Annotated in this window: 16 protein-coding genes; 9 read left to right on the top strand and 7 right to left on the bottom strand. The window is 70.0% G+C overall.

Annotated features, from left to right (window positions below; genetic code table 11):
- The coding region (locus tag VEC04_RS00825; RefSeq protein WP_324772865.1) for a PQQ-binding-like beta-propeller repeat protein at positions 1 to 1,635 on the bottom strand (1,635 nt) is incomplete at its 3' end.
- 272 nt (positions 1,636 to 1,907) lie between these two features.
- Positions 1,908 to 2,111, bottom strand: coding sequence for a hypothetical protein (locus VEC04_RS00820; RefSeq protein ID WP_324772863.1), 204 nt, complete (start codon positions 2,109 to 2,111; stop codon positions 1,908 to 1,910).
- A gap of 127 nt (positions 2,112 to 2,238) precedes the next feature.
- Here VEC04_RS00820 and VEC04_RS00815 point away from each other — a divergent pair, with 127 nt between their 5' ends.
- From VEC04_RS00815 to VEC04_RS00790, 6 genes are all read left to right on the top strand, one after another.
- Positions 2,239 to 2,457: a hypothetical protein gene (locus tag VEC04_RS00815; protein ID WP_324772861.1), complete on the top strand. Its 219-nt coding sequence runs from the start codon at positions 2,239 to 2,241 to the stop codon at positions 2,455 to 2,457.
- An 87-nt stretch (positions 2,458 to 2,544) separates the two neighbouring features.
- Entirely contained in the window at positions 2,545 to 2,967 is a 423-nt protein-coding gene (locus tag VEC04_RS00810; protein WP_324772859.1) for a four-helix bundle copper-binding protein, read from the top strand.
- 33 nt (positions 2,968 to 3,000) lie between these two features.
- Positions 3,001 to 3,276 carry an SWIB/MDM2 domain-containing protein gene (locus VEC04_RS00805; protein ID WP_324772857.1) on the top strand — a complete coding sequence of 92 codons (276 nt, stop codon included), beginning with the start codon at positions 3,001 to 3,003 and terminating at the stop codon, positions 3,274 to 3,276.
- A 3-nt stretch (positions 3,277 to 3,279) separates the two neighbouring features.
- Positions 3,280 to 3,615, top strand: a complete 336-nt coding sequence (locus VEC04_RS00800) for a hypothetical protein (RefSeq protein WP_324772855.1) — start codon at positions 3,280 to 3,282, stop codon at positions 3,613 to 3,615.
- Positions 3,612 to 4,694, top strand: coding sequence for a polysaccharide pyruvyl transferase family protein (locus VEC04_RS00795; protein WP_324772853.1), 1,083 nt, complete (start codon positions 3,612 to 3,614; stop codon positions 4,692 to 4,694). Before VEC04_RS00800 ends, VEC04_RS00795 begins: the two co-directional genes overlap by 4 nt.
- Before the next feature lie 109 nt (positions 4,695 to 4,803).
- Positions 4,804 to 6,132, top strand: coding sequence for a Coenzyme F420 hydrogenase/dehydrogenase, beta subunit C-terminal domain (locus tag VEC04_RS00790; RefSeq protein WP_324772851.1), 1,329 nt, complete (start codon positions 4,804 to 4,806; stop codon positions 6,130 to 6,132).
- Here VEC04_RS00790 and VEC04_RS00785 read toward each other — a convergent pair.
- The 5 genes from VEC04_RS00785 to VEC04_RS00765 are packed head-to-tail and all read right to left on the bottom strand — an operon-like array spanning position 6,082 to position 10,852.
- On the bottom strand, positions 6,082 to 7,449 hold the full coding sequence (locus tag VEC04_RS00785) for a UDP-glucose/GDP-mannose dehydrogenase family protein (RefSeq protein ID WP_324772849.1): 1,368 nt from the start codon (positions 7,447 to 7,449) through the stop codon (positions 6,082 to 6,084). The genes VEC04_RS00790 and VEC04_RS00785 overlap by 51 nt on opposite strands.
- Positions 7,446 to 8,381: a beta-xylosidase gene (locus tag VEC04_RS00780; protein WP_324772847.1), complete on the bottom strand. Its 936-nt coding sequence runs from the start codon at positions 8,379 to 8,381 to the stop codon at positions 7,446 to 7,448. Before VEC04_RS00780 ends, VEC04_RS00785 begins: the two co-directional genes overlap by 4 nt.
- The gene (locus VEC04_RS00775) at positions 8,378 to 9,163 is read right to left on the bottom strand and encodes a TIGR04290 family methyltransferase (RefSeq protein ID WP_324772845.1); all 786 of its coding nucleotides are present in this window, start codon (positions 9,161 to 9,163) and stop codon (positions 8,378 to 8,380) included. Before VEC04_RS00775 ends, VEC04_RS00780 begins: the two co-directional genes overlap by 4 nt.
- The gene (locus VEC04_RS00770) at positions 9,156 to 9,752 is read right to left on the bottom strand and encodes a histidine phosphatase family protein (RefSeq protein ID WP_324772843.1); all 597 of its coding nucleotides are present in this window, start codon (positions 9,750 to 9,752) and stop codon (positions 9,156 to 9,158) included. The genes VEC04_RS00775 and VEC04_RS00770 overlap by 8 nt, the downstream gene beginning before the upstream one ends.
- Positions 9,749 to 10,852 carry an inositol-3-phosphate synthase gene (locus tag VEC04_RS00765; protein ID WP_324772841.1) on the bottom strand — a complete coding sequence of 368 codons (1,104 nt, stop codon included), beginning with the start codon at positions 10,850 to 10,852 and terminating at the stop codon, positions 9,749 to 9,751. The genes VEC04_RS00770 and VEC04_RS00765 overlap by 4 nt, the downstream gene beginning before the upstream one ends.
- A 305-nt stretch (positions 10,853 to 11,157) precedes the next feature.
- On the opposite strand from VEC04_RS00765, the gene VEC04_RS00760 reads away from it, so the two are divergent.
- The 3 genes from VEC04_RS00760 to VEC04_RS00750 form a co-directional block, all read left to right on the top strand.
- Positions 11,158 to 12,270 (top strand): NAD-dependent epimerase/dehydratase family protein, encoded by a 1,113-nt coding sequence (locus VEC04_RS00760; RefSeq protein ID WP_324772839.1) that lies wholly within the window; start codon positions 11,158 to 11,160, stop codon positions 12,268 to 12,270.
- The gene (locus tag VEC04_RS00755) at positions 12,267 to 13,310 is read left to right on the top strand and encodes an SDR family NAD(P)-dependent oxidoreductase (protein WP_324772837.1); all 1,044 of its coding nucleotides are present in this window, start codon (positions 12,267 to 12,269) and stop codon (positions 13,308 to 13,310) included. Before VEC04_RS00760 ends, VEC04_RS00755 begins: the two co-directional genes overlap by 4 nt.
- On the top strand, positions 13,307 to 14,061 hold a 755-nt coding region (locus tag VEC04_RS00750), incomplete at its 3' end, for a glycosyltransferase family 4 protein (RefSeq protein ID WP_324772835.1). The genes VEC04_RS00755 and VEC04_RS00750, both read left to right, overlap by 4 nt.

Here is a 14,061-nt window from a genome sequence, read left to right as displayed (position 1 = left end):
CTCGACGCCGCCCTGCGGCACGCGCCGCTCCTGCACCGGCGTCAGGGCGCGCCCGGTGCGGCGGTCGAGGATGTAGATATCGCCCTGCTTGCTGGGCAGCACCAGCGCCGGGACCGCGCCCGCGGCCGTCGGATAGTCGATCAGCGTCGCCTGCGAGCCGAGGTCGTAGTCCCAGACGTCCTTGTGCACCGTCTGGAACGACCAAACCGGGCGTCCCGTCGTGACATCCAGCGCCATCAGCGCGGTGGCGTAGCGGTTCTCCGCCTCGGAACGGTCGGCGCTGTAATAGTCGGCGGCGGAGTTGCCCATGGGCAGATAGACCAGTCCCAGCTGCTCGTCGCCCGAGGCGGTGGTCCACATGTTGGGCGTGCCGCGGGTGTAGGTGTCGCCCGCGGCGGGACGGCCGGTCAGGTCCGGGCGGGCCATGTCCCAGGCCCAGCGCAGTTCGCCGGTGATGGCGTCGAAGCCCTGGATCACGCCGGAGGGCGCCTCGTTGTACTGGCCGTCCAGCACCTGATGGCCGGTGACGACCACGCCGCGCACGATGGTCGGGGCCGAAGTGATGGAGACCATGCCGGGGATGACGTCGCCCATGCCGACCTTGATGTCGACCGCGCCGTTGACGCCGAACCCGGCGCAGGGGCGGCCCGTGCGGGCGTCGACCGCGATCAGCCGGCCGTCCAGCGTGCCCTCGATGATGCGGGTGGCGCAGGCGACCGGGGCGATGGCGGGGATCGGAACCGGCCGCGGCTGCACGGCGGGTCCGACCGGCCCGGGGGCGGCGGGCGCGCCGGGCGGCCGCGGGACGGCGGCGGCGGTGTCGAAATACGCCACGCCACGGCAGGCGGCGGTGTAGGGGATCCAGTCGTCGGAAACCTTCGGATCATAGCGCCAGCGCTGCCGTCCGGTGCGGGCGTCGAGCGCGATCAGGATGTTGCGCGCCGTGCACAGATAGACCGTGTCGCCGACCTTGAGCGGGGTCGTCTCGGCCCCCCATTTCTCCTCCGGGGTGTCGCCGGTGCGGAAGGTCCAGGCCCGCTCGAGCCGGCCGACGTTCTCGCGGTTGATCTGGGTGAGCGGCGAGAAGCGCCGGGCGCTGTAGGTCCCGCCCCAGGCCGGCCAGTCGGCGCCGACCCGGTGCACCGACGGCTCCGACATCGCCGCGACGGCGATGCTCTGCACGGCCGCTGGCCGCATCGGCCGGTTGGCCTGCGCCACCACCAAGCCGAAGATCAGCGCGCCGATCACGAAGGCGGCGACGCCGCCGAGCGCCAGCCTGCCGCCCCTTCTCCCTTCGAGCGCCGGAAAGGAGGCGATGACGAGGAGCAGCAGCACCGCGGGGGCGACGATCCGCGGGACCAGGGCCCATCCGTTCAGCCCGACCTCCCACAGCGCCCAGAGGACAGTCAGCAAGAAGACGCCGATGTAGATCCAGGCGCCGAGCCGATTGAGCCGCCACAGCAGGACGCCCGAGGCGATCAGCCCCAGTCCGGCCAGCAGATAGTAGAACGATCCGCCGAGGGAGATCAGCCAGCCGCCGCCGATCGTCAGCACCGCGCCGACCAGGATCAGCAGGACCGCGAGCATCCGCACCGCCCACCCGCCGGGGCCCACACCGCGCTCGATCCTCGCCATGGCCGTTCCCTCGCCCAGCTTCACCACAGGGATGAACCGGCGGCGTGCGCAGGGGTTCCGGTTTTCAGGCCCGTGGGGCGGCCGTCAGGACCGGCGTTCGCTCTCGGCGTTGGTGTTCGCGTCGTCGCCCGAACCCGATCCGGGGCCGCCGGCGGAAGAGGGCCGGGGAGATTTCTGGTCGGGCGCCGCGCCCGCTTCCCCGACCCTCTGCTGGCCCAGCCCGGCATTTTGATGGACTGGCCGACCCTTGTCGGTCGTGTTGCGCGTCGCCATCAGCGGCGGCCTCCGAGCTCGCGCTGCAGGTCCCGGAAGTCGGTCCCCACCCGGGCCACCGCCAGCCGCGCGGCTTCCGGCGTGACGGCGAAGATCTCCGCCAGCCGCATCACGTCACGCTCGTCCGCGGCTCCGGCCGTCAATGCGAGGATCGAATTTCCACCCGTCGACGCGGGCGTCTGGGTCTCGGGTACGGCCTGCATCGGCGGCTCTCCTCACGAACTGTGGCCGAAAACGCCCCATCCCGCCTTTGGGTCCTGTGTCCACTGCCTGACATTCCCCCGGGCTGTTCGCCGCGGAACCCGGGAACCGCTGCGCCGTTGGCCCGGCATGGACCGAAAGACCGGCAGTTCTCCCGCCTCCACCCCATCGGGACTCGTCGTCGGCGGCCTCGGCGGCCCTGAGGACGAGCTTCTCGAGTCCGGTCAGGAGGAGGTCTTTTCCCGTACCGAGGTCGAGAGCGGCCGGATTGAGCACGAGACCGAGGCGGGCGGCAGGCGCGCCGGCCATGAAGACGACCGCGAGCCCGGGCGCGATCCGGAGACGTGATCGGGTCGGCCGATATTTTGCGGCTTCGCTTCGAACTTCCGCGGCTCGCGCCGGTTGGTTCCGCGAACCTCGATCGGGAGCCGCCGCATGCACGCCCAACAGATGATCGCCGCCCACCCTCACGTCCGGGGCGAGGTGAACACCGCCCTCGCCCGCTGCGCCGAGACCTGTTTCGACTGCGCCCAGGTCTGCGCCTCCTGCGCCGACGCCTGTCTCGGCGAGGAAACCATCTCCGAACTGGTCCAGTGCATCCGGCTCAACATGGACTGCGCCGATGTCTGCCTGACCAGCGGCCTGATCGCCACCCGCCGCTCGGGCGGCGACGTGCCGGTGATCGAGGCGCAACTTCGGGCCTGCGAGCTGGCCTGCGGCCGGTGCGCCGCCGAGTGCGAGCGGCACGCCGAAATGCATGAGCACTGCCGCATCTGCGCCGCGGCCTGCCGCGATTGCGAGCGCGCCTGCCGCGAGGCGGTTTCCAGCCTGCCCGGCTCCGACGCGCCGCGCCATTGAACCTCACCCCCCAACCACCGAAGGAGATACGACATGGCACAGAAGGAAGGACCCGGGGCCGGCGAGGAGAACGACGGCCTGCACCGCCCGCTGACTCTCTCGGACGAACTGTCCGACGTCGTCGGCGACGGGCCGATGGGCCGCGCCGACGTGGTCAGCGGCCTCTGGGACTACATCAAAAAGAACGACCTGCAGGACGGACAGGAGATCCGGGCCGACGACAAGCTCAAGGCCGTCTTCCACAAGGACCGGGTCTCGATGTTCGAGATGAACGAAATACTGTCGGACCATCTGCGCGAGGCGCGCTGAGCCATGGTACGGACAGGCGTCAACAACATCGGCAAGACCGGCCATCACGAGCGGAACAAGGTAGAGGGCGAGGGTGCGGTCAGCGCCTCCGGCGCTGAAACGACCAGCGGCGGCGGCGAGGGCATGACGGACGACTTCGATCCGGATACGCCGTCGGCCACGGACCTGGGGCGCGGTCGCAGCGGTCCTTCGATGCGGGGGGCGATGGCGCAGACCGCGACGCATGCCCCGGAGGAGTCCAGCTTCGCCCCCGGCGGCGACAAGACGTCGAACCCGGATGTGGACGCGGAGGCCATGCTGCGCCAGACGGCCGATCGCGAAGCCGCGAGCCGGCATTGACCGGCGGGGAGGCGGCGCCACGGCGGATCGGCGTCCTCACCTTCCACCGCTGCATCAACTACGGCTCCTACTGGCAGGCGCGATGCCTGGCGGAAGGCCTGCGTCGACGCGGCCATGAAGCCGTCCTGCTCGACCACCGCTCGCGGCGGATCGATCGGGCGGAATGGCGGTGCGCCCTGCAGCCGGTGCTGCCGACGCCGACGCAGCCGGAGGACGTTCCGCTGTACGTGGAGAAGACCCGCAAATTCTTCGAGGCGTTCGAGAGCCTGCCGCTGTCGGAGGCCTTCGACCTCGAAGCGCCCCGCCTCCCCGCCGGGCTCGATGCGGTCGTGGTGGGCAGCGACGAGGTGTGGAATTTCCGCCACCCCTGGTACGCGGCCCGCCCCCTGTTCTTCGGCGATGGCCTCGAGGCCGGCCGCCTCGTCGCCTACGCCGCCAGCTTCGGAAATCACGACGCGGCGGACGGCGTGCATCCGGACTGGGCCCGGCGGCTGGCCGCCTTCTCGGCCATCGCCGTGCGCGACGACAACTCGCGGCGCCTGGTGGAGGCCAGCCTCGGAAGCAAGCCGGAAGTGGTGCTCGATCCCTGCCTGCAGTTCTCCGACCTGTCGCACAGGCCGGAGGCCGAGCCGCGACCGGACCGGGCCATCGTCTACGGCCACTCGTTCGCCGGGTGGTTCAAGGCGGCCATCCGCCGCTGGGCCGAGGCGCGCGGCGTCCGGCTGGTCAGCCTCGGCTATCACAACGACTGGGCCGACGAGCAGTGGATCACCGCCGGACCCGAGGACTTCACCCGCGCCATGGCTTCGGCCCGGGCGGTGATCACCAACTTCTTCCACGGCTGCGTCTTCGCCCTGGTCAACGCCCGGCCATTCGTCAGCGCCCTGACCGACTACCGGCTCAACAAGGTCCGGGACCTCACGTCGAGAGTGGGAGCGGAGCGTCGGCTGGTGAACCCGGACTCACCCGACTGGGCCGTGGCGGCGGCGCTGGACGAACCGCTCGGGCCCCGGGTCGAGGATCGCCTGGACCAGTTGCGGCGGCGCTCGGAGGCCTACCTTGACCTTGCGCTCGCCTGAGACGCCGGTCCGGCGCGGGCAATCCTGCAGCCCCGAAGACATCGTCCGGTCAGGGCTGTGTATCGGTTGCGGCGCCTGCGTCGGGGCGGATCGAACCGGACGGTCGTCGATGGTCATGGACGTGCACGGGCATCTGAAGCCCTCCGGCCCGGCGGACTGGCGCCGGGCGCGCACGGCCGGCTTCTCGGCGCTCTGCCCCTTCTCCCCGGCGGCGGTTGATGAGGACGATATCGCCCTCGCCCGCTATCCGGAGGCGCCGCTGGACGATCCGCGCATCGGACGTTTCGTCTCGGCCTGGGTCGGCCATGTCGAGGAGGGCGGGTTCCGCGCCGCCGGCAGTTCGGGCGGCATGGCCAACTGGACGGCGGCGGAGCTGCTGCGGACGGGCCGGGTCGACGCCGTCGCCCATGTCGGCGGCCTGCCGCGCGACGGCGCCGACGACCCGCTGTTCGGCTATCGCGTTTCGCGATCGCTGGATGAACTGGGTGCCGCCGCCAAGTCCCGCTACCACCCGGTCGAACTGTCGGGCGTGATCGAAACCATCCGCGGTACGCCCGGCCGCTACGCCGTCATTGGCGTGCCCTGCTTCATCAAGGCGGTGCACCTGCTGCGAGCGACCGACCCGGTGCTGCGCGAGCGAATCGTCTTCACCCTCGGCCTGTTCTGCGGCCACATGAAGAGCCTGCGCATGGCCGAGAGCTTCGCCTGGCAGACCGGCGTCCGCATGGAAGACGTGGCGCGGATGGATTACCGGCTCAAGGATCCGGGCCGGCCGGCGAACGTCTACACCGCCCAGTTCGTGCTGAAGGACGGCGGGGAGCGGCGCCGCGACTGGTGGAATTTCGCCGACGGAGACTGGGGCGCGGGCTTCTTCCAGAACCCCGCCTGCGACTGGTGCGACGACGTCGTGGCGGAGACGGCGGACATCTCGTTCGGCGACGCCTGGGTGGAGCCATATTCGTCGGATGGGCGCGGGACGAATGTCGTGGTGGCGCGCGCGCCGGATCTCGACGTCATGCTGCGCGAGGCCATCGCGGAGCGCCGGCTGCGGCTCGAGTCCGTCGACGCCGATTTCATCCACCGGACGCAGGCGGCGGGATTCCGTCATCGCCGTGAAGGTCTGGCGTGGCGGCTGAGCTGGCCCCGGCCCGGCAAGCTGCGACCGCGCAAGCGGACGGCGCCGGAGAGGGTCGGCGTGCCCGCGCGACGGCGCGCGGTCTATGCGTTGCGCTTCCAGATCAGCCGCTGGAGTCACCCGCTGTTCCGACTGGCGCGCCGGACCGGAATACCCGCCGTCTACCTGCGCTGGGCCGGGGCCATGCTCGCTCTCTACCAGGCGCTGGCCTGGTCGCGCGGCCCGTTGGGCGCGCTGTTCGACCGGCTGGAGTCAGGCGGCGGCGCTGGTCGAGCGCGCGGCGCCCAGCCGCACCGCCGGTGACCGGTCTCTCGCGGCCGCGGCCGGGCGGCCGATCGAGACATAGTCGAAGCCCGCGCGGCTCACCTCGTCCGGATCGAACAGATTGCGCATGTCGATCAGCAGGGGGATCCCGACGACGCCAGCCAGCCGCTGCAGGTCGAGGGTGCGGAAGGCCGGCCACTCTGTCAGGACGACCACCGCCGTCGCGCCTTTCGCCGCGTCGTAGGCATCGCGGCAGAGGACGATACCGGGCAGCAGGTCGCGCGCCGCCTCCATGCCCTTCGGATCGAAGGCGCGGACCGTCGCCCCGCGCCGCTGCAGCTCCGGGATCAGTTCCAGTGAGGCCGCCTCGCGCATGTCGTCAGTGCCCGCCTTGAAGGTCAGGCCCAGCACCGCGACGGTCTGTCCCGCCAGGTCTCCCGCGACCGCCGCGACCCGGGCGGCGAGCAGCCGCTTGCGGTCCCGGTTCGCCTCCGACGCCGCCGTGACCACCCGCAGGGGCACGCCCGCTGCCCGGCCGGTGCTCAGCAGGGCGTCGGTGTCCTTAGGGAAGCACGAGCCGCCGAAGCCGGGGCCGGGATCGAGGAACCGCCGCCCGATGCGGGGGTCCAGGCCCATGCCCTCGGCGACGCGGACCGCATCGGCGCCGAGCTCCTCGCACAGGTCGGCGATCTCGTTGATGTAGCTGATCTTGACCGCCAGGAAAGCGTTGGCCGCGTATTTGATCAGTTCCGAGGTGCGCCGGTCGGTCATCACCAGCGGCGCGCCGGCGTCCGTCAACGGAGCATAGATTTGCTGCATGAGTTCGCGGGCCCGGAGGTCGTCGGTTCCGACCACGATCCGGTCCGGCTTCATGAAGTCGCCGATGGCCGAGCCCTCGCGCAGGAACTCCGGATTGGACACCACCGCGACATCGGCGTCCGGCCTCTGCTCGGCCAGTTGCGCCTCAATCCCGTCGCCGGTTCCGACCGGCACGGTGGACTTGGTGACTACCGCGGTGAAGCCGGCGAGGTGCGGCGCCAGATCGGACACCGCCGCGCGCAGGAAGCTGAGGTCGGCCTCCCCGTCCGGTCGGGGCGGCGTGCCGACGGCGATGAAGATTGCGTCCCGGTCCGGCGCCATCCCTCCGATGTCCGTGGAAAAGGTCAGCCGCCCCGCCTGCCGCTGTTTCCGGATCAGGTCGCTCAGGCCCGGCTCGTAGATCGGGCAGCCGCCGTTGTTCAGCAGCTCGATCTTCCGGGGCAGGGCGTCGACGCAGATCACCTCGTGGCCGAGCTCCGCCAGACAGGTTCCGGTGACGAGGCCGACATAGCCCGTGCCGATGACGCCGATCTTCATGCCACCTCCCTTGAAACGATCCGGTCCTGAACGGGCGCGGCCCGGCGCGGCGCATAACGGGCGACCATCTCGGCGCAGAACTCCGCGAACTCCTCCGCCACCTGCGGCGGGCTGGTGTGGTGCGGCTCGATGCCCCGGTGCTCGGGCGTGAAGCAGAAGGTGACGGTGGTCTCGAATTCGGCCAGCGCCTCCATCTGGCGGTCGAACCAGTCGAGCGCGCCCTCGCGGAAGCGGTCGGCCCACGACAGCCCTGTCCGCACATGGCGCACGCCCAGCCGGCGGAACCAGGCCACTGCGTCGTCCAGCCTGTGGTCCTCGAAATGGAACCACTGGCACAGACCCATCTGCGACGCGTAGGGCGCATAGGCCTCCACCGCCGGCTTGGGGGAGCCGTCCTCGCGCAGCAGCCCCATGTGGAAATGCCGGTAGTAGGACGAGCCCTCGGCCTCCTTGTGCCGGGTCGTCGCCTCCCAGGTGCGGGGCAGGTCATAAAGGCTGTACCAGTGGATGCGGGGGGCCTGGCCGATCAGCAGGCCGGCGGTCTTCTTCACCCCCCAGGCCTGCACCTCCTCCGAACCGAACGAGGACACGCCCACCTCGGTGACCCACACGGGCTTGTCGGTGACGGCGCGGATCTCAGCGACCTTCTCCGGCCAGGCGTCGATCGGCCACAGGTTCCAGTCCAGCGGAAAACCGTGCACCGCGACCACGTCGACGTGGTCCATCACGCCCTTGCCCTCCAGCCGTTGCAGGAAGAACGGATCGATCGGCGACATCCCGCCGAGCACGCGGGTGAGGTCGGGATTTTCCGCCCGGATCGCCTGACCCGTCAGTTTGGTCATCTCGGCGAACAGGTCCCACTCCGGGTCCAGCAGCGGGTCCCAGTGCGACTTGTTGTTGGGTTCGTTCCAGATCTTGACGGCTTCGATCACGCCTTGTCTCCGCTCCTGTCATGGCCGTTGCTCGGGGGGCGCGCCGGATAGGCCGCCCCGAGTTTCGGCGGCGGGCCGCGGCGGCACAGGAAGACCTCCTCCTCGGGGTGCTCCAGAATCTCGAAGCCGGCGCTGCGCAGCATGGCCTCGCTGCAGGCCGCGTTCGGCGCCCACCAGTTGGTCGGATCGTGGGCGTAGCGGTGCTCGATGAAGTGCAGCTTCGGATAGCCCGGCTCATTGAAGTGGGCCTGGTCGTTGAAGTCGTAGTCGGCGGCGACGGGAAAGATCTCGGCCGAGCCGCGCTGCATCGACTGGAACAGCAGCAGATCGTCGGCGACGTGCTCGTGGATCAGGTCCAGCGCCAGCAGCGGATGGCGCAGGTGGTAGAGCACCCCCATGAAGATCACGAGGTCGAACCGCTCCTTCAGCGCCGCCAGGTCGTAGACCGACAGCTTTCGGAACTCGATGTCGGCCTCCTCCACCTCGGCGGCGAAGCGGGCCTGGGCCAGATAGCGATCATCGAAGTCGACGCCGAGCACGCGGCCGGCCCCGCGGCGCTTCATCTCGATCGAGTAGAAGCCGGCGTTGCAGCCGATATCGAGCACGCTCTTGCCGGTCATGTCGGCCGGGATGGCATGCGCGAAACGGGCGAACTTGTTGGCGGGGTAGTCGTAGAGGAAGTGGTTCGGGGCGGTCCGCACGCCCTTCAGATCCATGTTGTGGAACCAGTCGCCGAGTTCGGCGACGCGGGCGCGGATCTGTTCCGAATTCAGGTCAGCCATGGGGGACCTCGTTCAGCGCGTGAAGCTTCAGTAACCCGTCGCCGGCGACGAGCGTGGTGACCGATCCGGGGCTGATCTCGAACCGGCCGTGGAAGCGCATCGACAGACCAGTCGCCAGACCGACGGCGGCCTTGATCACGTCGGCATGACTGACCGCCGCGACCGCGGCGGCGCCGGAGCGCGTCAGTCGTTCCAGCCATTCAGTGAGCCGCGCCTGCACCTCCGCCATCGACTCCCCCGACGGAGGACGCGCGGTGTCGCGCTCGCTGTTCCAGGTCCGCCACAGCGGCTCGCCCTGCAGACTGTCGAAGTTGCGGCCGTTCCAGTCCCCGAAATCGATCTCCATCAGGGCCTCCTCGTCCTGGAGCGGAACGCCGCACGCCCGCGCGATCCGTTCCGCCGTCTGTCGGGTCCGCTCCAGCGGACTGGTGAGCACGACCTCGACACCTTCGCGGGCGAGCCGCCGTCCCGCCGCCTCCGCCTGGGCCAGACCGGCTGCGCCCATCAGCACTCCGGAGCTCCGGCCGCACAGCCGCCCCTGCAGCTGATCGTGAACCCCGTGCCTCACCAGGAAGACGGTCGTCGTCACGACGCCAGGCGAGGCGCGCACTGGTCCATGCCCTCGATGAAGTCGAGCGTGCGCAGCCGCGCCTCCTCGTCGGTGAACTGTTCCGGCGGCGACTTCATGAACCAGCTGGACGGACCGATAAGCGGGCCGGCCACGCCGCGGTCCATCGCCAGCTTGGCGCAGCGCACGGCGTCGATGACCACCCCCGCGCTGTTTGGGCTGTCCCAGACCTCGAGCTTCAGTTCGATGTTCAGGGGCACGTCGCCGAAGGTGGTGCCCTCCAGGCGGATGTGGGCCCACTTCCGGTCGGTCAGCCACGGCACGAAGTCACTGGGCCCCACGTGCACGTCGTCGGCCGGCAGGGGCACGTCGAGCTGGCTGGTCACCGACCGGGTCTTGGAGATTTTCTTCGACGTCAGCCGCTCCCGCTCGAGCATGTTCTTGAAGTCGGAGTTGCCGCCGAAATTGAGCTGGTACATTCGGTCGATGCGCACGCCACGCTCGCGCATCAGATTGGCCAGCACCCGGTGGACGATGGTCGCCCCGACCTGACTCTTGATGTCGTCGCCCACGACCGGCAGCCCGCGCTGGCGGAAGCGGGCGGCCCAGTTCGGGTCCGAGGCGATGAACACCGGGATGCAGTTCACGAAGGCGCAGCCGGCCTTCAGCGCCGCCTCGGCGTAGTACTCCGTCGCGCGCTGCGATCCGACCGGCAGATACGAGACGAGCACGTCCGCGCCGCTCTCGCGCAGTGCGTCGGCGACGTCGACCGGCGGCTCGTCGGACTCCTCGATGTCGCCGGTCATATACTGGCCGATGCCGTCAAGCGTCGGCCCGCGCATGACCCGGACGCCGGTCGGCGCCGGGGTGGCGAAGCGGATGGTGTTGTTGGGGCCGCTGAAGATCGCCTGGGCCACGTCGCGGCCGACCTTCCCGGCGTGGACATCGAAGGCCGATGCGATCTCCATGTCTCCGACGTGGTAGCCGCCGAGCTCGACGTTCATCAGCCCGGGTGGCGGCTCGTTGCCCGCCGCCCCGGCGTAGTGGCTGAGACCCTGCACGAACGAGGAGGCGCAGTTGCCGACTCCGACGACGCCGATGCGCACCTTTTTCCGACCCATGGGCATCTCCCGGGTCCGGCCGCCCCATGCAAGCCGGACGGGGGGAGAAGCATCTACAAAGCTTATGGTTCCGCCTGATCAACAGCAACGCTAGGCACTCACTACTGCACAGCTAACGCCTACGCTGAGGTTTTCTCTGCATTCACAAGCACATCATTTCTAATGTCGTGTATCCGACATAACCATCGCGGGAACTAACCAGTAGAAGAAGATGTTGCTGGCACGAACCTGTACCGGAGAGCCGCGATGCCCACGTCCCCCCGCCATGCCCGCCGCGACGCCATTCCGCAGCCGGAGCAGGGCTGATGGGCGACACCATCCTGATCACCGGCGGAGCCGGCTTCGTTGGGCGCCATGTGGCGCGCGCCCTACTCGAACGCGGTCACCGGGTCCGCGCGCTCGACAGCCTGATCGAGCAGGTCCACCCGACGGTCACCCGACCGGCCGAACTCGATCCCGACGTCGAGCTGATGGTCGGCGACATCCGCGACGAGACCGCCGTGCTCGCCGCCTTGTCCGGTGTCGACAAGGTCATCCATCTCGCGGCCGAGGTCGGCGTCGGCCAGAGCATGTACGCCATCGACCGGTACACCTCGGTCAACGACTACGGGACGGCTGTGCTGTTTCAGCAATTGATCGATCAGCCGGTGCAGCGGGTCGTCGTCGCCTCGTCGATGAGCATCTACGGCGAGGGTCTCTACCGGACCGCCGACGGCGAGCTGATGCAGGACGTGGTGCGCGGCCCACGCAACCCGGACGGCAGCTGGGATCCGCTGGACGCCCGGGGCCGGCCGCTGATCCCCGTCCCGACGCCGGAGACCAAACAGCCGGCGCTGAAGAGCGTCTACGCCATCAACAAATACGTCCAGGAGCGGCTGACCCTGACGCTGACGGCGCAGTATGGAATGGAGAGCTGCGCCCTGCGGCTCTGGAACATCTACGGCCCAGGGCAGGCGCTCTCCAACCCCTATACGGGCGTCCTCGCCATCTTCGCCTCGCGCATCGCCAACGGCCAGGCGCCGATGGTGTTCGAGGACGGCCAGCAGCGTCGCGACTTCGTGCACGTCTCCGATGTGGCCCAGGCCTTCCTGCTGGCGCTGGACAAGCCTGAGGCCGACGGTCAGGTGTTCAACATCGGTTCCGGCGAGGACCGGACCGTCGAGGAGGTCGCGCGCCTGCAGGCCGCCTCGATGGGTCGCGCCGACCTCGCGCCGCAGATCACCCAGCAGGCCCGCGCCGGCGACATCCGCCACAACATCCCGGACCTGACGAAGGCGCGCGAGGTGCTCGGCTACGAAGCCCGCGCCGATTTCTCCGCCGGTCTGGAGGAGCTGGCCGAATGGGTGGCGCGGCAGGAGGCCGAGGACCGCGTCGTGGAGGCCCGCCGCGAACTCGAAATGAGGGGCCTGGTCGCATGAGCCGCATCCTGATCACCGGAGGCGCCGGCTTCATCGGCAGCAACCTCGCCGACCGGCTGGCGGGAGCCGGCCACCAGGTCGTCCTGATGGATACCCTGGCCCGCCCGGGGGTCGAGCGGAACCTGAAATGGCTGCTGCTGCGTCACCGCGGCCGCATCCGCAACCTGCAGACCGACGTGCGCGACGCGGCCGGCGTCACGGCCGCTGTGGCCGACGCAGACGCCGTGTTCCACTTCGCCGCCCAGGTCGCCGTCACCACCAGCCTCTCGGACCCGCGCGAGGATTTCGACATCAATCTCGCCGGCACGCTGAACCTGTTGGAAGCGGCGCGCGAGCGGCGCGTCCCCGTCATCTTCGCCAGCACCAACAAGGTCTATGGCGATCTCGCGGACGTAGCGCTCGAACTGGTCGACGACGCGTGGGCGCCGGCCGATCCGGCCCTGCGCGCGGCGGGCGTGGATGAGCGACGGCCCCTCGACTTCCACACGCCGTACGGCTGCTCCAAGGGCGCGGCGGACCAGTATGTGCTCGACTACGCCCGCAGCTTCGGCGTGCCGGCCTGCGTCATGCGGATGAGCTGCATCTACGGTCCGCGCCAGATGGGAACCGAAGATCAGGGCTGGGTGGCCCACTTCCTGATCCGGGCCCTCAACGACGAGCCCATCACCCTGTTCGGGGACGGCAAGCAGGTGCGCGACATCCTCCATGTTCACGACGCGGTCGGAGCCTACGTCGCCGCGCTCGAGCGGATGGACCGGGTCAGCGGCCGCACCTTCAACCTCGGCGGCGGTCCGGCCAACGCCGTGAGCCTGCGCCAGTTGATCGCCCAGATCGAAGGGCTGATCGGCCGGCGCGCCGATGTGAGGTTCGAGGACTGGCGAGCCGGCGACCAGCGCTACTTCGTCGCCGACGCCTCCGCCGCCCGCGCCGCCCTCGACCTGCCGCCGCCGATCGCATGGCGTGAGGGCGTGGCCGATCTCGCCCGCTGGCTGCGGTCCGAGGGCCACCTCGTCAATACGCCGCAGACGGTCGCGGCATGACGGCGTCCCGGCCGCGCCATGTGCTGATGACCACGGACGCCGTCGGCGGCGTGTGGACCTATGCGCTGGATCTCGCCGCCGGCCTGCTGGCGCGCGGGGTCGCCGTCACCCTGGCCGTGCTCGGTCCGTCGCCGCAGCCCGGCCAGCGCCGGGCCGCAGAACGCGTCGTCGGGCTCTCGGTGGTCGAGACCGACCTGCCGCTGGACTGGACCGCGGAAGACCCGGAGGCCGTCGCCCGCACGGCGCGCGACGTGGCCAGACTGGCGGTTGAGCGAGGCGCGGATCTCGTGCATCTGAACTCGCCGGCTCTCGCGGCCGACGGCCGTTTCTTCACGCCCGTGGTCGGGGCCTGCCACTCCTGTCTCGCCAGCTGGTGGAGCACGGTGAAGGGCGAGGAGCCGATGCCCGACGGCTTCCGCTGGCGCACCGACCTGCTGGGCCGCGGTTACGCCGGCTGCGACCGGCTGATCGCGCCCAGCTATTCCTTCATGCAGGAAACCGCCGCCCTATACGGCGTGCTGCCGCAGGCGGTGCGCAACGGCCGCTCGGCGCCCTCTCTCGTTGCTCCCGCCGGGCGCAATCCGGTGGTCATGACCTCCGGCCGTCTCTGGGACGAGGGCAAGAATGTCCGCACCCTCGACCGCGCGGCGGGACGGATGCGCGGTCAGGTCCACGCCGCAGGTCCGCTCAGGGGGCCGGACGGGCAGACCGTCGCCTTCGAACACATCCTGTGCCTGAACCAGCTGGATTC

The organism is Brevundimonas sp. (assembly GCF_035626535.1).
Taxonomy (GTDB): domain Bacteria; phylum Pseudomonadota; class Alphaproteobacteria; order Caulobacterales; family Caulobacteraceae; genus Brevundimonas.
Note: the sequence above shows the minus strand (reverse complement) of the source record. Positions and strands in the feature narration are given on the sequence as shown.

What these genes read in the sequence shown, in the direction of transcription:
- VEC04_RS00820 (WP_324772863.1), bottom strand. Translation starts at nt 2,111, where the DNA reads ATGCAGGCCGTACCCGAGACCCAGACGCCCGCGTCGACGGGTGGAAAT.
- VEC04_RS00815 (WP_324772861.1), top strand. Translation starts at nt 2,239, where the DNA reads ATGGACCGAAAGACCGGCAGTTCTCCCGCCTCCACCCCATCGGGACTC.
- VEC04_RS00810 (WP_324772859.1), top strand. Translation starts at nt 2,545, where the DNA reads ATGCACGCCCAACAGATGATCGCCGCCCACCCTCACGTCCGGGGCGAG.
- VEC04_RS00805 (WP_324772857.1), top strand. Translation starts at nt 3,001, where the DNA reads ATGGCACAGAAGGAAGGACCCGGGGCCGGCGAGGAGAACGACGGCCTG.
- VEC04_RS00800 (WP_324772855.1), top strand. Translation starts at nt 3,280, where the DNA reads ATGGTACGGACAGGCGTCAACAACATCGGCAAGACCGGCCATCACGAG.
- VEC04_RS00790 (WP_324772851.1), top strand. Translation starts at nt 4,804, where the DNA reads ATGGTCATGGACGTGCACGGGCATCTGAAGCCCTCCGGCCCGGCGGAC.
- VEC04_RS00785 (WP_324772849.1), bottom strand. Translation starts at nt 7,449, where the DNA reads ATGAAGATCGGCGTCATCGGCACGGGCTATGTCGGCCTCGTCACCGGA.
- VEC04_RS00775 (WP_324772845.1), bottom strand. Translation starts at nt 9,163, where the DNA reads ATGGCTGACCTGAATTCGGAACAGATCCGCGCCCGCGTCGCCGAACTC.
- VEC04_RS00765 (WP_324772841.1), bottom strand. Translation starts at nt 10,852, where the DNA reads ATGGGTCGGAAAAAGGTGCGCATCGGCGTCGTCGGAGTCGGCAACTGC.
- VEC04_RS00760 (WP_324772839.1), top strand. Translation starts at nt 11,158, where the DNA reads ATGGGCGACACCATCCTGATCACCGGCGGAGCCGGCTTCGTTGGGCGC.
- VEC04_RS00755 (WP_324772837.1), top strand. Translation starts at nt 12,267, where the DNA reads ATGAGCCGCATCCTGATCACCGGAGGCGCCGGCTTCATCGGCAGCAAC.